The following is a 22,245-nucleotide window of genomic DNA, read 5'->3' as shown; positions in this document are numbered from 1 at the left end:
ACCTCCTCGCAGGGAACGCTCCCCTGTTATTCCTCGTCTGAAGCCCAGCCGCGGGCATGCTCCACAGCACGCTTCCAGCCGGCATAGAGTGTATCCCGCTGGTCATGGGACATAGTCGGTTCATAAGTCTTCGCCGGTTGCCACAACCGGGCAATCTCGGCGGTATCCTGCCAGAGTCCGGTCGCCAGTCCCGCCAGGTAGGCGGCACCCAGTGCCGTCGTCTCGGTGACTGCGGGCACCTGGATGGGCACTTCCAGCATGTCAGCCTGGAACTGCATGAGGAAGGCATTGGCCGTCCCGCCACCGTCGACACGGAGTAACGGCAGTTGCAGGTTCGCCTCAACACTCATCGTCTCAATGACATCACGAGACTGGTAGGCAATCGATTCCAGGGCCGCCCGTACGAGGTGCTCTCTGGTGGTACCGCGGGTAAGCCCGAAGATGCTGCCCCGGGCATACATGTCCCAGTGCGGGGCACCCAGGCCAACGAAGGCGGGAACGAAGAAAACACCACCGTTGTCCGGCACAGCGCGGGCCAGCGTTTCACTCTCAGCAGCCTGTTCGATAATGCCCAGGCCATCCCGCAGCCACTGGACGACAGCCCCGGTGATGAATATACTCCCCTCCATGGCATAGGTCACACGGTCGCCCAACCCCCAGGCCAGAGTCGTCACCAGCCCCTTTTCCGACGGGACCGGACGGTCACCCGTGTTGAGCAGGACGAAGGAGCCGGTGCCATAGGTATTCTTCGCCATGCCGGCTTCATAGCACGCCTGGCCAAAGAGGGCCGCCTGCTGGTCACCGGCTATCCCGCACAGCGGTACGCGCACGTCCCCGAGAACACCGGGGACCGTCTCTCCGTACACGTGGCTGGATGGCATCACTTCGGGCAGAACAGTCTCCGGTATGTCCAGGGCCGAGAGGAGGTCGTTGTCCCACTGGAGGGTGTGGATGTTGAATAACATTGTCCGCGAGGCATTGGTGTAGTCGGTGACATGAACGGCACCACCGGTAAGATTCCAGACCAGCCAGCTATCCACTGTCCCGAAGAGCAGGTCGCCCTGCTCGGCACGGTGTTGCCCCCGAGGAATATGGTCCAGTATCCAGCGTAGCTTGGTGGCCGAGAAATAGGCGTCTATGATAAGGCCGGTCTTCTCCCTGATTGACCCGGCCAGTCCCCGCCTTTTCAACTCTTCGCACAGAGGGGCGGTGCGCCGGCACTGCCAGACAATGGCATTGCTCACCGGTTTGCCGGTGTGGCGGTCCCATACAATGGTAGTCTCCCGCTGGTTGGTAATCCCGATGCCGCACACGTCCGACAGGCCTACTCCCTCCTTCTCCAGCGCTTCCCTGGCCACCGCCAGCGATGTACTGAGGAGTTCCTTCGGGTCATGCTCCACCCAGCCAGGTCGGGGATAGACCTGGTGCAGTTCACGGTAAGCAGAGGAAAGTGCCCGTCCGCCTTTATCGAAAAGGAGGGCAGTGCTTCCCGTGGTACCCTGGTCTATAGCCAGAATGTGGTTTTTATCCTTCACACGGTCTCCCTGTAAGATAATCAGGCACCATTATAACAGAAGCGTGTGCAAAACGTTATGTTTAACCCTCTGGCTGGCAAGCGATTCGCCCGTTGTGCTATCCTTGGGCAGACCCGGTAATACAGGCTTAATGGGGGTGCTTATGAAAATTGAATGGATTGGACACGCATGTTTCTGCATTACCTCGGAGGTCGGACTGAGCATAGTAACAGACCCTTACGAGACCGGCTTCCGCGACATCATCAACTACGGCCCTGTCGACGTATCTGCTGATATCGTCACCGTGAGCCACGAGCATGGCGACCACAACCATATACAGGCCGTTTCCGGCAAGCCGGAGGTGGTCCGGGGGACAGGCACCCAAATGGTGAAGGGAATACGGTTCCGGGGCATACCTTCCTACCACGACGAGGTCCAGGGAGCCCAGCGAGGTCCGAACACCATCTTCTCGTTTGAGGTGGATGGTATCCGGGTAGTCCACCTCGGTGACCTGGGCCATCTGCTATCGTCTGAAACACTCGCCGAACTCAAAGGCACGAACGTACTTCTGGCCCCCACCGGGGGACCGGGTGCTACTATGGAGCTTCAGGAGGCCATCGACCTCTGGGAGAGCCTGAAGCCGCCGGTCGTCATCCCGATGCACTTCAAGACGTCGAAGTGCTCGTTCCCCAAATACAGCGCCGATGACCTCATCAACCTCAGACCTGCCAGCAGGAAGATGGGAGCAAGCTACGTCTCTTTGACGAAGAGCGAGCTACCACCATCTACGGAAATACTGATACTGGACTATTCTCGCTAGGGCACAGCACTGATTACTAAAGAAGGAGACTATTGACGATGCCTGATAAGAAGACCGCAAAGAAGGCCGCCACCAGAAGCAGTCCTCTGCCGGGGGCAGAAGGCCTCCCCAGGGCTAAACCGGAAGAGGTCGGGATGTCCTCGGAGCGGCTCGCTCGGATTCGTCCGGCGATGCAGCGCTACCTGGACCAGCAACTGATACCGGGTGCTGTCACCCTGGTGGCCCGCCACGGTCGTGTCGTACACCTGGACACCATCGGACTCCGCGATGTTGAATCCGGGAACCCGATGACAGCCGACACCATATTTCGTATCGCCTCTATGACCAAACCGATAACGTCCGTGGCCTTGATGATGCTCTTTGAGGAGGGCCATTTCCTGCTTTCCGACCCGGTGAGTAAGTGGATTCCTGAGTTTGCCGACCCCAGGGTAGCCGAGCCTGTCCCACCGGACGAGTTCTCCGGCCTGCTGCCCTACCGACTGGTCACGGCCGACCGCCCGATTACCATCCGGCACCTGCTTACCCATACCACCGGACTATCCGCCACACCCCGGGGCATGACCCAGGAAGAGTTTATGAAGGTCCAGCAGCGCCAGAGACCTGATGAAACGATTGGTGATTTCGTGAAGCGCTATGCAAAGGTCCCGCTTAACCGTCATCCCGGCGAGGCCTGGAACTACTCTCGGGCTACGTGTGTAGTCGGGCATCTGGTGGAGATTATGTCAGGTATGCCGCTGGACGAGTACTTCCGTGAGCGCATCTTCAGGCCCCTCAACATGCCGGACACCTGTTTCTACCTCCCGGTGGAGAAGCTTGACCGGTTTGCCGCCTGCTACACTCCTGGTGAAGACCTGCGCATTCAACTGACCGACGCACCGACACCGGAGAGCCGGTTCGTCAAAGAACCGCACACCTACTTCATGGGCTCCGGTGGTCTGGTCTCGACAATCGCTGATTACTACCGCTTCGACCAGATGATGCTCAATGGTGGAGAGCTGGACGGCGCCCGTATCCTGGGTCGCAAGACGGTGGAGTTTATGACCAAAATCCACACCGGGGACTTGCCCATCTGGCTGCCCGGGCCCTGGGCCGGTTTTGGCCTGGGATTTGCCGTGGCCAGGAACATCGATAATATCAACACCCTAAAGGCCGAGCATTCGGGCCCTACTCCCTGGTCAGTGGGCACCTACACCTGGGGTGGTGCCTTCTGCACATACCCCTTCGTAGACCCGGTGGAGAAGCTCATTGGCATCGTCATGACACAGGTCGGACCGTACCGGCACCTCAACATCCGCCAGGAGTTTACCGGCCTTGCCTACCAGGCCATCGTGGATTGACCCGGGCGCTATATGGACAGGGGATACTACCTCGCGCAGCACCATTAGCGCAGAGGCATAACCTGCCGCCAGTACTACATTAACGCCTGGAAACGTGCTGGTGGCAGGCTCTATCCTGGGGTTGTACTATACCCGGGTGCCCTTGAAATTGGCGGAACCGAAGGAACCGAGTTGTACCTGACCGGAAATCTCGTCACCACTAACAGTGGCTTTGAAGTCAAGCTTCATCTGTCCCATCGGACCGCTTACCTGAATCGTCCAGGTAGCCTCGTTCCCCGAGACCGTGCCACCATCGAATGACTGTTCCCCCTGCTGTCCGGATGAGTTGCCACTGAGCGAGTCACCATCTGCTTTCAGGGTGAGCTTCACGGTCTGGTTGCCCATTGGCGTGTTAATCTCGACATTGTAGGTGCCATCGACTGCCATTGCATTTCCTCCTTTATTATGTCATGCGAGCTGATGCCCACGGCATCCCTGCCAGCGGGCCATTGAAATTACCTGACAGCATAGCAGCAATAATAGAGGCCGTCAATACATCATCAGGCGAACGAACGAACACTCACTGGCCGAAAGGTTGACTACCAGGTCAACCTTTTTCTAACCTGAAATCGGTCAGTCTCCTGATTGCAGGCTGACATGCTAATGGTATGATGCCAACTAGCAGGACAGGCTAGAAGGAGGACATGACAAATGGAGATAACCTCTGGAACCAGGAAGAGTCCCATGCCCATGATTACCGGTATTCTGAGCATTGTTTCCAGTGCTCTGGGACTGTTCCTCTTCGTGGGTCTGCTTATCTGTGCCATTGCCGTGGGAAGCACGGCCTTGGAAGTCACTGGATGGATTCCCGGCATGGGTATTGCCCTGAGTACACTCATAGTTCTCGCCGTGGTCTCTCTGGTTACCGCGGTCTTCGCTCTTGTGGGCGGTATCTTCGCAATACAGGGCAAGAACTGGGGCTGGGCACTTGCCGGTTCAATCTGCGCCCTCTTCCCCTTAATTGTGCCGGGGATTACTGCCATCACACTCGTGGCAATATCCCGCGAAGAGTACGAATAGTCACGAACTCGAAGTGCAACACAAAACCGGACAGCTGAGGAAGCGCCTCTACCGCGTCCTTGTGCGGACGGGCAACATAGAGACTCGCCTTCCGGCCGCCTGCCTCACCGAGGTTCTGTTCCCCAGTCATGTTCTTCTCTCTTTTTCCTGCACTACTCTCCAGAAGTAGATAGCCCCCTGCTTCAGCCCTGGTATACGGCAACCCCTGTCTCGTCCCGACGCCCCACGGGTCAGCCCGGACCTCTTAACCACTACCGTATTGATTCGATGTGCCGTGTAGTGTATCATCAGACCCAATAGCACATGAAACACGTAATACGCGGTCGGAGGTGCTCCAGTGTATCAGAGAATACTCGTTCCCCTTGATGGCTCAGACCGTGCCGAGCTAGCCCTGCCATTCGCCGAGGAACTAGCAGCGAAACTGGGCTCTGAGATTATCCTGCTCTGCGTGAGTGACTCGGCAGAGGCTGAGGACTATGCCAAACACGAGATTTACCTTGAGCAGATAACGGAGGTTGTCAAGCGTGCCGCTAAGAAGCTACTCACCAATCCGGAACAGAAGGTTAGCATACGGTCGGCCGTCACCATTGGCCTTCCCGCCCAGGAGATTGTCGACTACGCCGAGCAGGTCGCCGTCAGCCTGATTATCATGGCCACGCATGGCCGCACCGGTGTCAGCCGCTGGGCGCTGGGTAGTGTTGCCGAGAAGGTCATGCGCGCCAGTACCAGGCCGGTCCTGCTCGTCAGGGTGCCGGGAGCGAGCATTGTATAGAGCCGACCGGGCATTCAGGGTAAACGGAATAGCGGACCGGTGATTCAGTACCGGATACAACCCGCCATGATTCCGGCAAGCATGCCGGTTATAGGTATTTGGATATACGGTAACCCCACAAATAACAGGGAGGACACGCAGAGATGAAACTTCTGGAACCAATCGAGATCAAAGGTATGAGGGTTAAGAACAGGATAGGCCTGGCGCCGCTGCTCAATATGCCGGCCGGTGAGGACGGGTTCATCAATGACCAGACAATCCGATGGTTCGAGTCCAGAGCCGCCGGAGAGACCGGCTTTATTATGATGGGGGCTGTCGGCTCAACAGCGCCTATCGCACCGGTGCAGCAGGGGGGACTTCTTGGATTCCGCGGGATCGGGCTGTACGACGACAAGTTCATTCCCGGTTTCACCAAACTGGCGGACGCTATCCACAAGCACGGGTCGGTACTCGGTGTCCAGATGGGTATCATTGGCGGTCCCATGGGGGGACGGGGCCCTTCGCCCCCACCCTACCCCGATGAGGCACATGCCACCCACGACCTCTTCTACGTTGCCGCCGGACGCACGATACCCCACACTGAGGTAACCATTGAGAACATCGAGCAGTCCCAGAACGACACTGCCGCAGCAGCGGCCAGGGCCAAGGCGGCCGGTCTGGACTGCGTCCTGCTGCACTGCTCCCACGGAGGAGCCACCGGCGGCTGTTCCTTCATTTCACCATTCTACAACCACCGTACCGACAAGTATGGCGGCAGCTGGGAGAACAGGCTCCGTCATCCGGTCGAAACGATACAAAAGATGCGAAAGGCGGTCGGTGACGACTACCCGATATTCGTGCGCATCTGTGCCGACCAGCTCCTCGGCAAGAAGGGCATCACCCTGGAAGATACCACTCAGATCATTGTCCCTGCCCTGGAAGCAGCCGGAGTGGACGGCCTTGATGTTTCCCAGGGAGACATGATACGCGCCGGCGAGGGAATCACCATACCCATGTACTACCCCTGGGGACTCTTCATCCACCTCGCCGCTGCCGTGAAACAGGTCACCAGGCTGCCCGTCATCGGCGTGGGCAACATCTTCGATATGGATATGGCGGAGAGGTTCCTGCAAGAAGGGAAAGCGGACATCATCTACATGGGAAGACAGCTCTGCGCCGACCCGGAGACCCCCAGGAAGTACTTCGAAGGGCGACCGGAGGACATCCGCAAGTGCATCGGTGACGTCGGCGGATGCGGTAATCCCTGCACGGTGAACTATGATATCCAGGAGCAACCCATTCCGCTCACCACGGCCGAGAAGCCCAGGAAGGTACTGGTAATTGGCGGCGGCGTAGCAGGAATGGAAGCCGCCAGAGTAGCCACCTTGAGAGGCCACAAGGTGACCCTGATAGAGAAGGAGTCACAACTCGGTGGCATGGTGGCCACACTGGCACTCAACCCGTTGACGGCTGACTTCGGCAATATCGTGGAATACCTGACGAACCAGATGAGGAAGCTGGGTGTGGACGTGAGGGTCTGCCGCGAGGCTACCGCATCTGATGTAGCCGAGATAGGTCCCGACGTGGTCATCCTTGCCGCAGGCTCATCACCGACAATGCCGGAGGTGGCCGAAGGAAAATTCGGAGTGATTACCCATGCCCAGGCGTCCAAGAACCGGAAGGCCGTCGGTCAGAGGGTTGTTGTCTGGGGGCTCTTCGGTGTCGAACTGGCCATCTCACTGGCCCAGGAAGGCAAGGACGTGGTCCTTGTGGGCAGAGGCAGCGAGAGTTCCCTGGGCAGTGACCTGTCCATGGCACGCCGATGGTGGCTTTTCCGGAAGCTGACCGACGTAAACCTGCCCCGGGAGACCCCTGAGGCAGCCAGAATATACAATCCTGAAGTGCTCTTCGAAACGGAGGTTGAGGATATCGCCAGCAGAGAGGTTACCGTGAAGGTGGGTGGCAACGAGGACCGGAGGAGGGTCATACCCTGCGATACCGTGATTCTCTCCCGGAGATTCGGTGAGCGGAAGTCAAACGACTCGCTCTTCACTGAGTTCGAGGGAAAGGTCCCCGAGGTCTACAAGATAGGCGACTGCTCACAGGTCAGGGGAATCAAGGAGGCCATCTTCAGCGCCAACGAGGTGGTCAGGAAGATGTGAGAGAGCCATGAGCAAAGTATTACGTTCACTCCAATGGATGCAGAACATGGAGCGGTTTGCGACCCGGATTTACCGGACACAGACCAGGGCTTTCGCGGACAAAGAGAGCATGGACAAGCTCCGGGCAGCAATCGCAAACGAACAGGAACATGCCGACAGCCTGGCTGCGTGCCTGGAACGGCTCGGTGGGAGGACTTCTCCGCTGGGTTTTCTGTTTCCAATAGCAGGTGCATTCCTAGGTTTCATCACCACGCTCATGGGCAAGGCCTTGCTTTTCAAAGCCGCCGTCTGTATTTAGGAGCGGGCAGTAAAGGACTACTGACTCTACCTTGAAAGGGTCAAATTCGACGGCGAGACCGTGGACCTGCTTCAACGGATTATCGAGGATGAGAAGAGGCACATTATCACCTGGCAGAGTTGCCTTGAAGCCCTGAAGGGCTGAACCCCGGGACCAGGGAGAGCAGGAGAGAACCCAGCAGCACTCCGGCAACCAGCATCGCCTGTACTGGAGTGTCACTAATGTTCCGGACGAGTACAAAAGGTTGATAAAGTGGCTAACCTGTTCTAGAATATGCAGGAGTAGCGCATCATGACAAAGAAACAAATCAGACCCCAGGAAACTAAGCCGGAGGAAGCCGCTCCTCCCGAGGAAGACGGCTTCACCTTTGAGGAGGCGGTGGCCAAGGCTGACCAGCTAGGCCTGCTCGCCAAGAACGCCGCAGAGGAGTCTGTTCGTATCTCGCAGAGGATGTTTACCAGGGCCGAGGAGATAAGCAGACAGACGGAAGAAGCTGCCAGAGTGGCAACACGTGCGTCCCAGGAGGCAGTAAGCCGGGCCGAGAAGATAGTCAAGGCGGTCCAGAAAGATTTTCAAGCGTCAGCGACCGCCTTTGAAGCCGCGATGGAAGAGGCTAAGGGCTCCCGTCAGGCATCAAGACAAATCAGCCTCAAGGCACAGGAAGCAGTCACACTGGCCAGAGAAGCGGCCGATGAGGCATCGGAATCGTCCCAGGAAGCTACGGACAGGATTAAGGAGCTCAGTCAGTCAATAACGGAGATTGCCCGGCGAGCGACGGACACTTCCCAGGAAGCTACGGATAGGATTGAGGAGACCAGCAAGTCCGCGAAGGCGACCATTGAAAGAGCGGTGAAGGCATCGCGAGACGCGGTACGCAAGGCCGAAAAACTCGCCAAATCCGCCGAGCAGGCAATCGTAACATACCCCGAAGCCTTTGAACAGGCAATAGGCCGGGCGGAAAACGCTGCCAGGTTCGCCACAGAGGCAATCCAGGAGACAAGGAAGGCGTCAACGGAGCTGATAAGCAAGGCCGATGAACTCGTGCGTCTGGCTGAGGAGACAGTCGAGGAAACCAGTAAGACATCGCAAGAAACCGTAACCAGGGCTGAGGAAGCCACCCGGTCCGCTGCTGTAGTAGAGCATGAATCAAGACGGGCTTCACAGGAAGTCCTGCGCAGGGCGGAGGAAACGACACGATCCGCTGCTGCAGCCGCCCAGGAAGCTACCAGGGCCTCTCAGGCGGCCCTGAACAAGGCCGAGGAAGTGGGGGAGACAGTCCGGGCGGCCGTCGAGGAATCGAAACAAGCGTCACAGAGAGCTATCGACAGGGCCGAAGAAATAAGCAAGTTCGCCATTGATACTGTTTCGGCATGGGCAGCTGCCTCACGAGAGACCATGGAGGTGGCGCGTAAGGCAAGCGAATCCGCCAAGCAGGCAGCCGAGATATCGACACAAGCGTCACAGGCAGCCATCAGCCGCGCTCAGGAGGTGAGTGAGTCAGTCAGGATTGCCGCCGAAGCATCGCTGAAGGCAGCCCGGGAGGCAACCGAATCATCCAAGAAAGGTGCTGAGAAAGCCGCCGAGGCCTGGATAGGAGTCTTCGAGCAACTGCTTGATACCACCAGGGAGACGGCCAGAATGACACAAGAGGAGGCTGGGCAGGCCGTTGAGGAAGCCGCCGTAGTGCACGGTTCCGATGACGACGAGACCGAGGCAGATGCTGAGATACTCCAAGGAACCAGCGAGACTCCGCCGAATGTTACCGAAGCAGCGCCCGAAGAGATCAAATCCAGCCCGCCGAAGCGCGACGGAGAAAAGAGAGTCCGGACAGGAATCGAGGACCGGATGGAGTCCCTGGCGAAGATGTATGCGGCCGACCAGTCCAGAGAAACCGAAGAGAAGACCGAAGAAGATAAAGCCTGAACGCACTGGTATAGTATTGCCACCCTGAAACACACTGCCACGGTACAACCAGCAGGCAGGGAATGGTACCACCGTCAGGTGAGGAAATGATACACAAGAAAACAGACAGAGGGGGAATATCCTGATGGAGAAACAGGAGCAGACCGAAACCACTACCACCCGGCCACCAGAGACGGTTGCACAACCGGCCGCTGAAACCCCGGAGTTGGCCGGTAAGTACATTGCGGGACTTCTCAGCCAGGCCGAAAACGCCTACACAATGTACCGCCAGGCTCAGAAAGAGGTATCTAAAGGGTATAAGACGCAAGAACAACAGATGGAAAAGGCCTTCAAGGCAGGCGAACAGCGGGCCAATAGTACCTGTGAGAAGGCGATGGAAAAAGCCCTGAAGAACAGGGAGCAGGTGGAACAACAGGCTGAAGAGGTATACCGGAAGGCGATTGAGAAGGTCCACGACGAGTACCGTCGGAGCGTAGGAGAAGCCTTGAAAGTTCGCGACGAAACCATCAAGGAAGTATGGCAGAAGTTTACTGAAGACCGAACACAAGCCTGGAGCATCTTCCAGGGCGAAAAATCGTCATAGCGAAGTCATAGTCGGCAAGGGGAGTATTCCACGGGAGGCTGAAGCACCCGTCTTACAGCAGCAGGGGTATATCTCGCAGGGCTTCCTCCAGTCCTTCCCGCCCTTCTTTGAGTTCTCCTACCCGCCGCTTCTTAAGGTAGATGTAGCGGATTGCCTTGCTGAAGTAGTCCGATATCCTGCCTGAATTCGTCAGTTCAGACAGGATGACAGTAACATGAATAGAGTCCCGACCTCTCGGATAGTCGCCACTGCGGATAAGGGCTTCCGTGGCGACGCTCTTCAGTGTCATAGAGAGGTCCGTAATCAGGTTCATGCTCATTTCCTCCGGCGGTGCCGTCAGGAGGTAGAGCGCTTTCCGGGCATCTTCCGGCCTGCACTTGAGTGACAAGCTCGCAATAGCCTGGTTCATTGCGTGGACTCCCTTTTCGGTCTCAGTCACCTTGTTCCTGAAGTCAAGCTTCCCAGCCATGGGGAATCTGGCACGCGAGACAGACGCCTGCCCGTGCCCGATGACGGTCCACCCCGATAGCGTCTGGATTATGTCGCCCGCATCAACAAGACGGGAGCCGATACGCTTGGGGTCTTTCTCTTCACCGGCACACAGCAGGTTATAGAAGGGACCTACCACACGCGTGTTTATCCTGGTCAGGTTGTTTTTAATAGATTCGCCGTCCGTGATGTACCGCTGGTTGTCAACCAGGAAGACGGCATCAGACACCAGGTATGCGGATTTCAGGCATGTCCCCACGTTGTAGATGGCTCTTTCTTCGGTCAGTTCTTCATAGCGGAAAGGAAGAAGAATAAGGGTGTACACCGGCTTATCCGGATGGTGCTCCTTTACCTGATGGGTCAGCTCCGCAATCGCACCGGAGCCGGTACCCCCGGCGGCACCGGCGACCAGTAAAAAGGCATCTGCTCGTGAGTGCTGCTGCGAGTTCCCTATGGCTTCTAGAACCCGGTCGCCTTCCTCTCTGGCGATTTCGGCACCGAGCTCGTTGATTTTACCAACACCGTGGCCGCCGGACTTACGGCCCCCGATGAGAATCCGGTGCTGCTGGTCAGTCTTGATAAAAACCAGCCCGGAGAGGTCGGCAACATCGGTGTTGACAGCCAGGGCTTCGCTGAGAATTGACACGCCGCGTTGCTCGCGCGCTCTTCTGTCCCTTCGGGCAAACTCATCAGCAACTCTACCGCCACACTGCCCACAACCGATAACCAGCAGTTTCACTTTTTACCTCAGTGCCAACTTAATGTGTATTTTACACTTTATGTACAGCGGTGTCAATAATAACAGCCAGGTAACCCTGTCATCCACCATGGTACTCCCTATCGTGCTTCGCTATCACCAGCCGTCAATCTACCGGTTGTATAGAGGGCCTGAATAGGAAACCAGAGCGCCATACCTTCCAGTACAGGAGTCTACAAATCAGCAGCCAGCACGACGCAGCAGGCATAGGAAGTCGCTCACCCAGAAGGAGGAGTTGACAGTCGTACTCCTGGCCATGGTATAACCAGACATCTCCCTGATGACAGGCCGAAGGTATTGTAGTAAACTCAGGAAACTGGATGAAGGGACGCGTCATAACTGGCAAGAACGACAGGTTCCCGACCTGTAAAATAGAAAGAGGCTGGAATGGTTCAAGACAACAAGCAAACAGTGCAGGAGCCGGTCACACTGGTGCCGAGTGTGGGTTCAAGCTACGGAAATGGGTGGCGAAGACTACAGGATTACTTCCTTGAGTTGTTCCTGATAATAGTAATCGGCTTCATCGTAGCCATCCCTGTCGGGTGGTTCGATGCTGCTGAAGAAACACGTGCTGCCGGCGTAACTCTACTGAGTGTGCTATCGCTGACCTACGGTCTTCTGCTACTGGGACCGATAGAATACGGTATTGCTTATGTGAATCTGAGAGCAGCCAGAAGCGACCAACCGAAGGCAGGAGATATACTCGAGGTCTTTAAGTACTACGCGGACGCAGTACTGGCGAATATACTCGTGGGTGCAATTGTCTGTGCTGGCCTGATACTTCTGATAGTACCCGGCATCGTATTTGCCTGCAAGCTAGCCTTTACACCCTACCTGGTGGTAGACCGGAGGATGAAGGTCATCGACGCGGTCAAGGAGAGCTGGCGCATGACCGACGGATACGCCTGGCAGGTCTTCTTTATTGGCCTGCTGTCAATCCCTATTGCTTTAGCCGGACTTATCTGCTTTGGTGTGGGAGTTATTGTGTCAATCATGTGGATTCACCTGGCATTCGCTTCGCTTTATCACGCCGTAGCCACGTCAGGCGTGACCGCTGACTAAATGGTCTTGATGTCGGCCACTTTCCTTCCTCTCGTGATTTTACAGGTGGCAGGAATGGTGTTCTTCCAGATGGGGTCAGGAGGAATGGACCGCCTTAACGAGATAATCACAACTGTCGACTGGACGCAGGTCAGGCTCATTGCCATGGCCGTTCTGGCTGTGGCCTGTGTGGGGTTATTCCGGGCAGCGATGGCCCGTTTCAAGCGGGCACGACTTATCCTTGACTGACGCCACCCGAGGCGAGAAAAGGAGAGAAGAATGAACTTAATACAATATAGAGATGAGGATGGGCAATATGGAGACTGATATCAAGAGATGGCTGCAAACGAATGGGGAGGTATTTCTAAGAAAAGCAGGCATTGAGAAGGGTCAGAGCATCCTGGATTTTGGCTGTGGCACGGGCAACTACGCTATTCCGGCTGCGAAAATAGCCGGAGATAACGGAAAGGTCTATGCGTTAGACAAAGACGAAAGAGCCCTGAGTAGAGTGGAGCCGAAAGCCCGGGTATCAGGCCTTAAGAATATAGAAATAATGAATACCGCCGGAGAATTAGAGGTCCACCTAGACGACGCATCGGTCGATGTAGTGCTCCTTTATGATGTTCTACATTCCATGTCCATTCCGGAAGCCGATGATAGGAAACAGTTACTAAACGAATTATGCAGGCTTATGAAGCCAGGCGGTCTTCTGTCAGTCTATCCGATGCACAGGGACCTGCAGGAGGTCAAAGAGGAAGTAGAAAGTACCGGCTTCAACCTGGAGAAAGAACTCGATGAAGCGATCATCAGCTATGCCGGAGAAATAGGGAAAGCCCGGATACTTAGCTTCAGGAAGAAGTAGTCGTCAGAAGGCAGCAGGAAGACCTTGAGCACTTCAAGCAGAACCCTGAATGTGCCGGTAAAATGACGAACACCGCAGTGCGTCACTCTGCGGTGTTCTGTTTCGGCGGTAAGAGGTAAGGCGACTGTCTACTGGGGTCTTGAGCTGGAGTTTGTCAGTACTCCTTACTGCTCAACTCGTCTCCTTGCTCTCTACTATCAGAATACAACCGGAATCCTAAATAAAACATAAAGACCGGGGGCATTTTTCGAAACATTCTCTAAATACCAGCTCGCAGGTATTGGGCATTCATGCTCGAATTCCGGGTAGTCTGCTGACAGAGGTTCTGCCAGTCCCCAGGGCAGGGCCTGGAGTCCAGCGTTGACAAGTCCTGTGTGTTCCGAATAGACTTACTTCCATCACCAGAGCCCCACTGAATGAAGGGTCCGGCATCTGGTAATACAGGTGATACAGGAACATGGCATTCATGCAGTGCCTTGCAAGTCTTCAAGTTACAGAGGAGGATAATGGATAAACTCAGTCCATCCGATGAAGCAGAACTAGAGCGCATTATGGGTCTGCTGGACACGATAGACATACCCGCTGCGACCAGGGTCTTGCTCGAGATAAAAGAGGTCATGGACGAAGCCGGAGTGACCTTCTTCCTTCGTCAGGGGACATGCCTCGGTGCAATCAGGGATAATGCCTTCATTCCGTGGGATGACGATATTGATGTCGGTTCTGTAATCGGTCTGCACGGACTCAGTGAGGAAACGGTAGAATCGGTGGCGCAAACACTCAGAGAACGAGGTTTTCTCCTCAGAATCGAGCATCTTGACTACTCTCTGTACGTACCGATGGTAAAGGAATCCCTCAGGATTGACTGGAACTGCTACCGGGTGCTTGATAATGCGGTATTCATGTATCCGGGAATCCGCATCCCGGTTCACCTGCTTACTGACCTGAAAGAAATAGAGTTCCTCGGTGAGAGGTTTCTCGTGCCGAATCCACCCGAGGAGTACCTTGAGGTCAAGTATGGCCCGGACTGGCGTGTCCCGAAACAGGCCGGGGACTACGAGGAGGATGTTCTGGCTGGCATCCCTGATACAACTGCCCCCGGTCGAGCGGGGAGATTAAAGCAGTTGCTGGACAGAATAATGCCACGACACACGGCTACCGTGATGGTACTGGACCAGGAAGGTCAGCCGGTGAGCGGGGCCTTGATATCAGTGGCCGGGATGGGTACTTCCCGAGCCAACAAACGGGGAGTTGTCAGGCTTTACTTATCCAGGGTCGACTTCTATGCTCTTGTGGTCAAGTTCGACGACCACAGGGGTGTTCTCTTCGTGGAAAGAATCGGACCGGGCCAGAGCTACATCTACCGGCCGGGTGAAGAGCATCTCCTTGCAAGAGACGGCGCCGGCTAGCATCGGGAAGGACACATATGCCAGGAGAATCAATTCGCATACTGGTGACCACTCCAGTAGGGGAAGCTTGTCTGAGGCAGATTGAGGCGGTCAGTCACCGTGTCAAGGTTGTGGATGTCTCGGATTTACTTTGTGCTGAACGGATGGGGGACTCTGCTGCCAGGAATGAACTCAATCTCCTACTGGCTGATACTGAGGTAATCTTCGGGTTTGACCTTCCACATGACCTTGCCGGGCGTACTCCCGGATTGAAATGGATCCAGGTACTCAGCGCCGGGGTCGACCATCTCATGACCGAGGATATTCTGAAGAGTCCGGTGATAATGACAAACATCAAGGGTATGAGTGCAACGCCAATCGCTGAATTTGTCTTCGGGGTAGCGTTGATGCTGGTTAAACAGTTGCCATTATGCTTTCAGCTGAAGCAAGCGAAGCAGTGGCAGAAATTTAAGACGTCCACGCTACTTTCGAAAACAATGGGGATTGTCGGGTTAGGTTCTATCGGGAGAGAGGTGGCCAGGCTGGCCAAGGCCTTCGGTATGAAGGTGATAGCGATTCGCAGGGTGACGGAGCAGATAACACATGCCGAAAACGTGGACATAATGCTGCCCGGAGACCAGTTGCACCGGTTACTTGCTGAGAGTGATTTCGTCGTGCTATCCGTACCGCTTACGCCGGAAACGAATGGACTGATCGGTGAGAAGGAACTCCGAACCATGCAGTCTACTGCCTATCTGGTCAACATTGCCCGGGGCGATGTGGTCGATGAAGAGGCGTTGAGTCGTGCACTAGAGGAGGGTTGGATCGCCGGCGCCGGACTTGACGTCTTCGCCACCGAACCCTTGCCGGCCGACAGCCGATTGTGGGCGCTCCCCAATGTAATCCTCAGTCCCCACGTCTCTGGAGACATCGAATGCGAATATGAACTCGCAACCGAATTGTTCGCAGAAAATCTCAAGCGTTATCTGAATGGCGACAGGTTGTTTAACGTGGTAGACAAGAAGAGAGGGTACTAGATACTGGCGATTGGATAGGCTGGTATCGTGACTCCAACCATCAGGTTGGAGGGTGATTGCCTGATTGGTCGGGGTACATCACTCAATCGAACCGCAGCTCCGCGAACTACCAGACTGCTTATCTATTGCCAGACCTGATGCCCAGTGGGTGATACCGGCCATAACGTTTGCACAAACGTGGTATCTCCGAGCTCAACTCACTGCTACCACCGATTTCATGATGTTCTGCAGTCTCTCGATAATCATATCGATGTCTTCTCTGTTTACCCACAGGGGCAATGTGAACTTAATTCTATCCTGCTCCATACCGCTACAAAGGATTATCAGGTGTTGTCTTAGCGCCTCAGAGCGGATCTTCCTGGCAATTTCCGGAGCGGGTTCCTTTGTTTCCTTACTCTTCACCACCGCGAAGGACTGTAGCAGTCCAAGACCGGTCACATTATCGATATTCCCGAATCGCTCCAGGCACTTCAGTTCTTCAGTGAAGTAGTCGCCAACTCTCTCAGCATTCTCTATGAGGCCGTCTTCTTCAAGGACTCTTAGTACTTCCAGGGCAATATGTGTCGCCAACGGACTGTTTACAAACGTCGAACCAATGCCGGAACCTGTGGGGGAGATACAGTCCCATATCTCTGCTCGGGCAATGACAGCGCTAAGTGGATAATAACCACCAGCCAGGGACTTGCTCAGCAGGATGATATCAGGCTCAACATCCGAATGTTCAACGGCAAGCAACCTGCCGCTGCGCCCCATCCCAACCTGAATTTCATCATCGATAAATAGTATACCCCGTTCCTGACATAGTTTCTTCAGGCCGAATATAAAATCTCTGGGAGGAATAATAAACCCGGAGTGCCCCTGGACAGGTTCGATTATCAACGCGGCAATATCCTTGTCCTGACTGAGACGCTGCTCGGCTATCCGGAGGCATTGATAACGGCACTCAGAGCGGCTGTCGCAGTGATAGCAATCTGCGTAGGGAAGCCGTACTACTTCTCCCGGGTAGGGAATGTACTGCGGCTTGTTAATTATAGCGTCATCGGTAACCATCATCGCACCATAGGAGCATCCGTGGAATGCTCCGGTGAAGCAGGCCAGCTTGGTTTTCCCGGTATATGCCCTGGCCAGCTTGATGGAAGTCTCTACGGCCATTGCCCCACCCACGGGGAAATATACCTTCTTGTTCGGAGTCCCGGGCGTCTTCTCTGCAAGAGCCTTACTCAGAAGGAGTTTACTCTCACTGTTGAAGCTGTGAATATGGTCGATTGTCCTTACCGCCTCCTCAGCCGCCCTTCTAATCCTTGGATGCTGGTGACCGAAGTTCAGGGCGGAGAAGCCCATTCCCAGGTCCATATATGGCTCACTCTGGTCCTTGAACCAGACGTACAATCCCTCTGCCTTCTCGGGGACGAGGAACTGGTCATACATCCCACTCTCGTCACACTGGCAAGAAAACCGGTTGTATATGTCGTGAAGCTCATCACTGCTGTACTTCCTCTTCTCGGCTACTGATCGCTTATAGCTCATCTTCAGGTGTCCCTCCTATTCGGCTATCCGACTCAGTCTCCCAAGTTGTTCCTGTGAGACCTGGACTGTCGTGCCAAATCACTGTGCTTATCTGCTTCGTGCAATCTCAATCCCAGCTTCCCTTTCCTGGACCTTTGCGTAACGCTGAAATACTGTACATGCGAAGTCTTTATAATACTGAAAAACGGTCCGGCACCGCCTTCAGGAATCACCTGATATGCGCCCCGAAGAGTTCGGTATCCTGCCCGGTCTCTACGTGTATACCATAGCTCTGAGAAGCTTTATCACGTGCCCGCGTGACGCGCGCAAGCTACGCCTACGCAGGACGATAGTGCCCCTCCCTAGCGATCATTTACTCTGCGTCCCTTTGAAGGCCTTCTGGCAGAGGAGGCTCGCGAGTGCCTCCACCAGTGTCTGGTTCTCAGCCTCCGTACGGGAGGCGATTCGCACGTAGCGGTCGGCCTCCGGCATCGTCTTGCCGGCACAGTGCTTGACCAGGATATTGTGTTCGATGAATAGCTGCCGGGTTAGTTCCGGGCCGCTTATTGCGTCATCAGGTACGCGACAGAGCACAAAATTGGCGTCCGGCCGGTACGCGGTCAACCCTGGAATCGTGCAGAGACCCCGGTAAAGCTCATCCCGGTCAGCCCGGACGAGGTCACAGCTAAGGGCAAACTCTTTACGATAGCGCGGAGCAAGTCGGAGGAATGCCTCGGCAAAGGCGTTGATATTCCAGATGGGAATCTCTTCCCGCACCGCTCTGGCGAACTGGCTATTGTCTGTCAGGAGATAGCCGAGACGCAGCCCGCCAATACCATAACACTTGCTCAGGCTCTTGATTACCGCCAGGTTCCGGTACTGCCCGGTCTCGGTCTCCATAGTGGCTTCCCCGGCATTCGCCATGAAGTCGATGAAGGACTCGTCGATGATGAGTAGAATGGCTCTGTCTGTCAGTCGTTCGACAAGCCAGGTAAGGTCGGCTTTCGGGACCGCTAGAGAGGTCGGGTTGTTCGGGTTCAGAACGATGGCGATATCAGCAGCGCAGTTGACCGCCTCACGTGCGAACCTTTCCACGTCCAGCTGGAAAGAGGGCGGTTCGAGCACCGACTCGGTGACAAGCCCCTCCGGTACGGCGTTAACCCACTCGTTGAACGATGGAACCGGTACGATGAGCCGCTGCTTGAGCCGCCGACCGATGACCTTAATCAGTTCGGAGGCGCCGTTACCCACGATAATACATTCCGATGGCTGGTCGATGAGCGTTGCCATCAGTTTGGCAATAACATTCTGGCCACTGGGGTAGTTGAGCACGAGGTCACGCAGATGATTGGAGATGTCATTGAGTAAAACTTCGGGTGGGAAGTAGAGGTTGTAGAGGAGAGCATGGTCAACAAAGTCGTAACGCCAGTAGTCACCGTGGAGACTTGAAATGTACTCGTAGCGCTGCTCCTTGCTGGCGAACAGGTAGTTGGCTGCTGTCAGGTCGTCCTGGTTGTCGATTTCAATCCAACTGATGGCATCACAGCGGACGGCGGCCATCGTTAGCCCGTCCTGGCTGCAAAGCTCATTCAGCACCATCTCGTAATAATCGTGGACGTTGCCCAAGGCAATGGTGGCATCGAGGCAAGGCAGGAAGTGCTCACGCAAGAAACGGCCACCGAGGCGGTAGATGTTGACTGTCTTGAAGGTGTTCGAGTAATCGAAACCGGGTCCCTGGTGCCTGGACTCTACCATGGCTTCAATGCTGTCGTGCTTATCAAGCCGGACCACAGTCCCGGACATCCACGATTGATGATGTGCGACCGCGGCATGGTTCTCTCCTCCGGCACGCAGCAAGCTGTCGAGTAACTCGCGTTCGAAGTACACATCAGCTTCGAGAAGGAGTATGTCGTCATCAAGGTACTCTCGGGCAAGCCATAGGGAATAGATGTTGTTCGTGGTGGCGTAGCGCTCCGACTCCACGTATATTATCTTCATTCCCCGGAACCGGCCACCGATGCGCTCAAGGATTTTCTCCTTCAGGTGACCAACTACGATGACCGTCTCTTTTATCCCTGAGTCTGCCAGGTGGGTCAGTGTATTGACGAGAATCGGCACTCCGTTTACCGGTACGAGGCATTTCGGCAGCCGGTCTGTCAACGGACGCAGACGGTCACCCACACCGGCGGCCAGGATGACTGCTTTCCGTACCTGGGGCCGTGGCCACTGGTACCGTTGCCTTTCAGAAACGCTCGTATTCTTCTCCGCCATGAATTACTCCATAGACCTCTGGCTGCGCCAGATAAACCAGGTAGCACAGGTAACGTGAGCCAAGGAAGCGAATGCTTCAGACAGGGTTGCAGTTGGTCGAACACGGGGCATGAGGGAACTGCCTGGTGGGTTGACAGTGAGGCTTATCAATGTCAGGCAGCCTGCGCAGGGCACTGTTCGCGCAATTCGGTGGGGCTATGTTTAAATCGATATTCATTAAGCCTGATTGCCGGCTGGTCATGGCCTACCGCCAGCCCCCCGATGTTAGGGTAACCTGGCAGCTTTGTCAAGTTGAGCTTCCGGTCACGATGACAGCATGGTCGGCAAGAATATCAAGGTCATACCTGTCCAGTCACAGGGGCACAGCCCAGTCTTATATGACCTGTTGCTCCTTGAATTGAGCGATATTTTCCCAGCTGTAGCCAAGCCCGAGAAGGACCTCTTCGGTGTGCTGGCCGAACTCGGGTGCCGGTAGTCTGACACTGGACGGGGTCTTACTTAGATTGAGAGGGTTGGCCAGCACCTCGATGCGTCCGTAGGTGGGGTGGTCAAAAGGCACAAAGCAATCATTCGCCCTTCCCTGAGGGTCGTTGACCACTTCGCTGAGCTTCTGCTGTGCACCAAAAGGAATACCGGCCTCAGTGAGACGTAACTTCCACTCCTCGAGTGGCCTGTTCTTGAAAGCGTCTCTGATAATGGTGTAAAGGGCAAGGTGATTCTCAAGTCTGGCCTCGTGATTTTCGAACCTGGGGTCATGCTCCAGCTCCGGCCGACCCAGGGCCCGGCAGACCTTTGCCCAGTAACGGTCGGGTTGCAGCACGTTGATGTGTATTATCCTGTCGTCCCCGGTCGTATGATCCATTGACATCGGGTTGGGGACATTCTCTTTCATGAAGTCATGGAGGCGGTTGAACACTGCCTCGGATTCAGCTACCAGTTCCCGGTAGCGCTTCACCCTCGGTTCCTCTTCATCCATCTGACCCGGTGCAATATCTCGCATGTCCCGGCCGGTTATCAGAGCACCCCCAATATCAAACGAGAGCTGGTACATCCCGGTGTGGAACAGGGACAGGTCCACTTCCTGCCCTACTCCTGTCCTTTCCCGCACGTATAATGCCGTCATCACCGCAGCAAACAGGCCAAGCCCGGCTACGGTATCTCCGAAACCAGCACGAAAGCCAATGGCCGATGCTCCGGGTGGTGTCAGCATATGCGTTACCCCCGACCGAAACCAGTGGACAGTCTGGTCAAATGAGGGTAGATTCCGCTCAGGCCCCTTCTTACCGAGGCCTGTTATGGAGCCATAGATGAGTCTCGGGTTCAATCGACTCAAGGTCTCGTATTCCAGTGCGTACCTTTCCCGCTCGAACATGCGTAGATTGGTCACGAACACGTCAGCCTTTTCCACCAGTTTGTAGATGATTTCCCGACCGCCCTCTGTGGACAGGTCCAGAGTAACGCTTTTCTTGTTTCGGTTGAAGGCCTCCCAGTTATAGTTGACTGTAGAAGGGACACCATTACCACCCCCGTGTCCTGCCTGGTGGCTTCGCCAGAAGTCTCCCCGCTGAGGGTGCTCGATATGTATTACGTCTGCACCAAAATCCCCCAGATGCCGGGCACCCATTGGTACAGCCACTACCTGAGATACGTCAATTACCCTGATGCCCTCAAGAGCAGAATCCATCCCCTTCAACCTCCTTTTTCCGGTTATACAATACCATCAATATAACCCCCTGGCTCCTGTAAATCAAAGCAGGTGTTCGTATATGTCTTCACCGGGAGTACCCTGAGAGTGCTTATTTACCCCGGCATCCAACCCGAATAGCATGGTGTGGCCATGGATAGAACATGAGAATACAAGCAAATTACGTAGTAATACGTATTGACAAAGTTAACGTTTTCAGAGATGGTGGAATAGGCACAGGCACACGGTCGAAGCAGAACTGTCGCCGACAGCTCAGGGTTTCTAAATTCACAGAGAAGGAGATTTATTATTTACTATGGCAGGTAGACTGAGAATGCCAAGCAGTATAACTACAAGAACACTAATCTGGGTTGGTGTGGCCCTGCTTGTCTGTATCACAATACTCCTGTTACCAGAAATTGAGGGCCTGTCTCCCAGAGGGCAGAGTTTCCTTGCCCTGTTAGCCATGGTATTGGTACTCTGGGTTTCCGAAGCAATCCCCATAGGGATTACGGCGTTACTGGCCGGTGGCGGACTGATAGCCTTTGGTGTTCAGAGTGCACCGAACGCGTGGATGCCTTTCTCAAATGCAGCGGTTATGTATGTCCTTATGCTGATAATGTTTGGTGTCATTATTGAGCAGGTTGGACTTGCCAAGAGAATCCTTAACTTTATACTCAGGAAGGGTGGCACAAATGTAAAGCGATTGAGTCTGCTTCTGGCGGTATCTTCTACTTTACTGGCGACAATCTTCCATGATGCCACA

General features: G+C 55.2%; 20 protein-coding genes. 14 read left to right on the top strand and 6 right to left on the bottom strand.

What is annotated here, in order from left to right:
• Window positions 1-26 precede the first annotated feature (26 nt).
• Window positions 27-1,535 (bottom strand): glycerol kinase GlpK, encoded by a 1,509-nt coding sequence (gene glpK, locus VMW13_00390; protein HUV43265.1) that lies wholly within the window; start codon window positions 1,533-1,535, stop codon window positions 27-29.
• 142 nt (window positions 1,536-1,677) lie between these two features.
• On the opposite strand from glpK, the gene VMW13_00385 reads away from it, so the two are divergent.
• Window positions 1,678-2,334, top strand: coding sequence for an MBL fold metallo-hydrolase (locus VMW13_00385; protein HUV43264.1), 657 nt, complete (start codon window positions 1,678-1,680; stop codon window positions 2,332-2,334).
• A gap of 38 nt (window positions 2,335-2,372) precedes the next feature.
• Window positions 2,373-3,671, top strand: a complete 1,299-nt coding sequence (locus VMW13_00380; protein ID HUV43263.1) for a serine hydrolase domain-containing protein — start codon at window positions 2,373-2,375, stop codon at window positions 3,669-3,671.
• Between the two features lie 126 nt (window positions 3,672-3,797).
• Here the strand turns inward: VMW13_00380 and VMW13_00375 are convergent, their stop codons facing one another.
• Complete coding sequence (locus VMW13_00375) at window positions 3,798-4,097, bottom strand: hypothetical protein (GenBank protein HUV43262.1); 300 nt, start codon at window positions 4,095-4,097, stop codon at window positions 3,798-3,800.
• Between the two features lie 264 nt (window positions 4,098-4,361).
• On the opposite strand from VMW13_00375, the gene VMW13_00370 reads away from it, so the two are divergent.
• From VMW13_00370 to VMW13_00345, 6 genes are all read left to right on the top strand, one after another.
• Complete coding sequence (locus VMW13_00370) at window positions 4,362-4,730, top strand: hypothetical protein (GenBank protein ID HUV43261.1); 369 nt, start codon at window positions 4,362-4,364, stop codon at window positions 4,728-4,730.
• Window positions 4,731-5,067: 337 nt separating this feature from the next.
• On the top strand, window positions 5,068-5,502 hold the full coding sequence (locus tag VMW13_00365; GenBank protein HUV43260.1) for a universal stress protein: 435 nt from the start codon (window positions 5,068-5,070) through the stop codon (window positions 5,500-5,502).
• Window positions 5,503-5,645: 143 nt separating this feature from the next.
• Window positions 5,646-7,643, top strand: a complete 1,998-nt coding sequence (locus VMW13_00360) for an FAD-dependent oxidoreductase (GenBank protein HUV43259.1) — start codon at window positions 5,646-5,648, stop codon at window positions 7,641-7,643.
• Window positions 7,644-7,650: 7 nt separating this feature from the next.
• A complete protein-coding gene (locus VMW13_00355; GenBank protein HUV43258.1) occupies window positions 7,651-7,941 on the top strand; it encodes a demethoxyubiquinone hydroxylase family protein in 291 nt (96 codons plus the stop codon).
• A gap of 291 nt (window positions 7,942-8,232) precedes the next feature.
• Window positions 8,233-9,864 (top strand): hypothetical protein, encoded by a 1,632-nt coding sequence (locus VMW13_00350; GenBank protein HUV43257.1) that lies wholly within the window; start codon window positions 8,233-8,235, stop codon window positions 9,862-9,864.
• Window positions 9,865-9,988: 124 nt separating this feature from the next.
• Complete coding sequence (locus VMW13_00345) at window positions 9,989-10,447, top strand: hypothetical protein (GenBank protein HUV43256.1); 459 nt, start codon at window positions 9,989-9,991, stop codon at window positions 10,445-10,447.
• A gap of 52 nt (window positions 10,448-10,499) precedes the next feature.
• Here VMW13_00345 and VMW13_00340 read toward each other — a convergent pair whose 3' ends face one another.
• The gene (locus VMW13_00340) at window positions 10,500-11,675 is read right to left on the bottom strand and encodes a tubulin/FtsZ family protein (protein HUV43255.1); all 1,176 of its coding nucleotides are present in this window, start codon (window positions 11,673-11,675) and stop codon (window positions 10,500-10,502) included.
• A gap of 405 nt (window positions 11,676-12,080) precedes the next feature.
• On the opposite strand from VMW13_00340, the gene VMW13_00335 reads away from it, so the two are divergent.
• From VMW13_00335 to VMW13_00315, 5 genes are all read left to right on the top strand, one after another.
• A complete protein-coding gene (locus tag VMW13_00335) occupies window positions 12,081-12,755 on the top strand; it encodes a hypothetical protein (GenBank protein ID HUV43254.1) in 675 nt (224 codons plus the stop codon).
• Between the two features lie 54 nt (window positions 12,756-12,809).
• The gene (locus VMW13_00330; protein HUV43253.1) at window positions 12,810-12,983 is read left to right on the top strand and encodes a hypothetical protein; all 174 of its coding nucleotides are present in this window, start codon (window positions 12,810-12,812) and stop codon (window positions 12,981-12,983) included.
• Window positions 12,984-13,050: 67 nt separating this feature from the next.
• Entirely contained in the window at window positions 13,051-13,596 is a 546-nt protein-coding gene (locus VMW13_00325; GenBank protein ID HUV43252.1) for a class I SAM-dependent methyltransferase, read from the top strand.
• A 506-nt stretch (window positions 13,597-14,102) separates the two neighbouring features.
• Entirely contained in the window at window positions 14,103-15,002 is a 900-nt protein-coding gene (locus tag VMW13_00320) for a LicD family protein (GenBank protein HUV43251.1), read from the top strand.
• A gap of 17 nt (window positions 15,003-15,019) precedes the next feature.
• Window positions 15,020-16,018: a D-2-hydroxyacid dehydrogenase gene (locus VMW13_00315; GenBank protein ID HUV43250.1), complete on the top strand. Its 999-nt coding sequence runs from the start codon at window positions 15,020-15,022 to the stop codon at window positions 16,016-16,018.
• Between the two features lie 192 nt (window positions 16,019-16,210).
• On the opposite strand, the gene VMW13_00310 is transcribed toward VMW13_00315, so the two are convergent.
• The 3 genes from VMW13_00310 to VMW13_00300 all read right to left on the bottom strand — a co-directional run bounded on the left by VMW13_00310 (window position 16,211) and on the right by VMW13_00300 (window position 21,479).
• Entirely contained in the window at window positions 16,211-17,545 is a 1,335-nt protein-coding gene (locus VMW13_00310; protein ID HUV43249.1) for an aspartate aminotransferase family protein, read from the bottom strand.
• Between the two features lie 348 nt (window positions 17,546-17,893).
• Window positions 17,894-19,795, bottom strand: coding sequence for an aminotransferase class I/II-fold pyridoxal phosphate-dependent enzyme (locus VMW13_00305; protein ID HUV43248.1), 1,902 nt, complete (start codon window positions 19,793-19,795; stop codon window positions 17,894-17,896).
• A 373-nt stretch (window positions 19,796-20,168) separates the two neighbouring features.
• A complete protein-coding gene (locus VMW13_00300; protein ID HUV43247.1) occupies window positions 20,169-21,479 on the bottom strand; it encodes a CoA transferase in 1,311 nt (436 codons plus the stop codon).
• Window positions 21,480-21,795: 316 nt separating this feature from the next.
• Here VMW13_00300 and VMW13_00295 point away from each other — a divergent pair.
• A partial coding sequence (locus VMW13_00295; protein ID HUV43246.1) for an SLC13 family permease occupies window positions 21,796-22,245 on the top strand: 450 nt, incomplete at its 3' end.

This window comes from Dehalococcoidales bacterium, from assembly GCA_035529395.1.
Lineage (GTDB): Bacteria > Chloroflexota > Dehalococcoidia > Dehalococcoidales > Fen-1064 > DUES01.
This window is presented reverse-complemented; position numbering and strand designations above follow the sequence as displayed.

Bases quoted from the DNA above. Each gene is read 5' to 3' on its own strand.
- VMW13_00385 (HUV43264.1), top strand. From the start codon at position 1,678: ATGAAAATTGAATGGATTGGACACGCATGTTTCTGCATTACCTCGGAG.
- VMW13_00380 (HUV43263.1), top strand. From the start codon at position 2,373: ATGCCTGATAAGAAGACCGCAAAGAAGGCCGCCACCAGAAGCAGTCCT.
- VMW13_00375 (HUV43262.1), bottom strand. From the start codon at position 4,097: ATGGCAGTCGATGGCACCTACAATGTCGAGATTAACACGCCAATGGGC.
- VMW13_00370 (HUV43261.1), top strand. From the start codon at position 4,362: ATGGAGATAACCTCTGGAACCAGGAAGAGTCCCATGCCCATGATTACC.
- VMW13_00360 (HUV43259.1), top strand. From the start codon at position 5,646: ATGAAACTTCTGGAACCAATCGAGATCAAAGGTATGAGGGTTAAGAAC.
- VMW13_00355 (HUV43258.1), top strand. From the start codon at position 7,651: ATGAGCAAAGTATTACGTTCACTCCAATGGATGCAGAACATGGAGCGG.
- VMW13_00350 (HUV43257.1), top strand. From the start codon at position 8,233: ATGACAAAGAAACAAATCAGACCCCAGGAAACTAAGCCGGAGGAAGCC.
- VMW13_00345 (HUV43256.1), top strand. From the start codon at position 9,989: ATGGAGAAACAGGAGCAGACCGAAACCACTACCACCCGGCCACCAGAG.
- VMW13_00335 (HUV43254.1), top strand. From the start codon at position 12,081: ATGGTTCAAGACAACAAGCAAACAGTGCAGGAGCCGGTCACACTGGTG.
- VMW13_00330 (HUV43253.1), top strand. From the start codon at position 12,810: ATGGTGTTCTTCCAGATGGGGTCAGGAGGAATGGACCGCCTTAACGAG.
- VMW13_00325 (HUV43252.1), top strand. From the start codon at position 13,051: ATGGAGACTGATATCAAGAGATGGCTGCAAACGAATGGGGAGGTATTT.
- VMW13_00320 (HUV43251.1), top strand. From the start codon at position 14,103: ATGGATAAACTCAGTCCATCCGATGAAGCAGAACTAGAGCGCATTATG.
- VMW13_00315 (HUV43250.1), top strand. From the start codon at position 15,020: ATGCCAGGAGAATCAATTCGCATACTGGTGACCACTCCAGTAGGGGAA.
- VMW13_00310 (HUV43249.1), bottom strand. From the start codon at position 17,545: ATGAGCTATAAGCGATCAGTAGCCGAGAAGAGGAAGTACAGCAGTGAT.
- VMW13_00305 (HUV43248.1), bottom strand. From the start codon at position 19,795: ATGGCGGAGAAGAATACGAGCGTTTCTGAAAGGCAACGGTACCAGTGG.
- VMW13_00300 (HUV43247.1), bottom strand. From the start codon at position 21,479: ATGGATTCTGCTCTTGAGGGCATCAGGGTAATTGACGTATCTCAGGTA.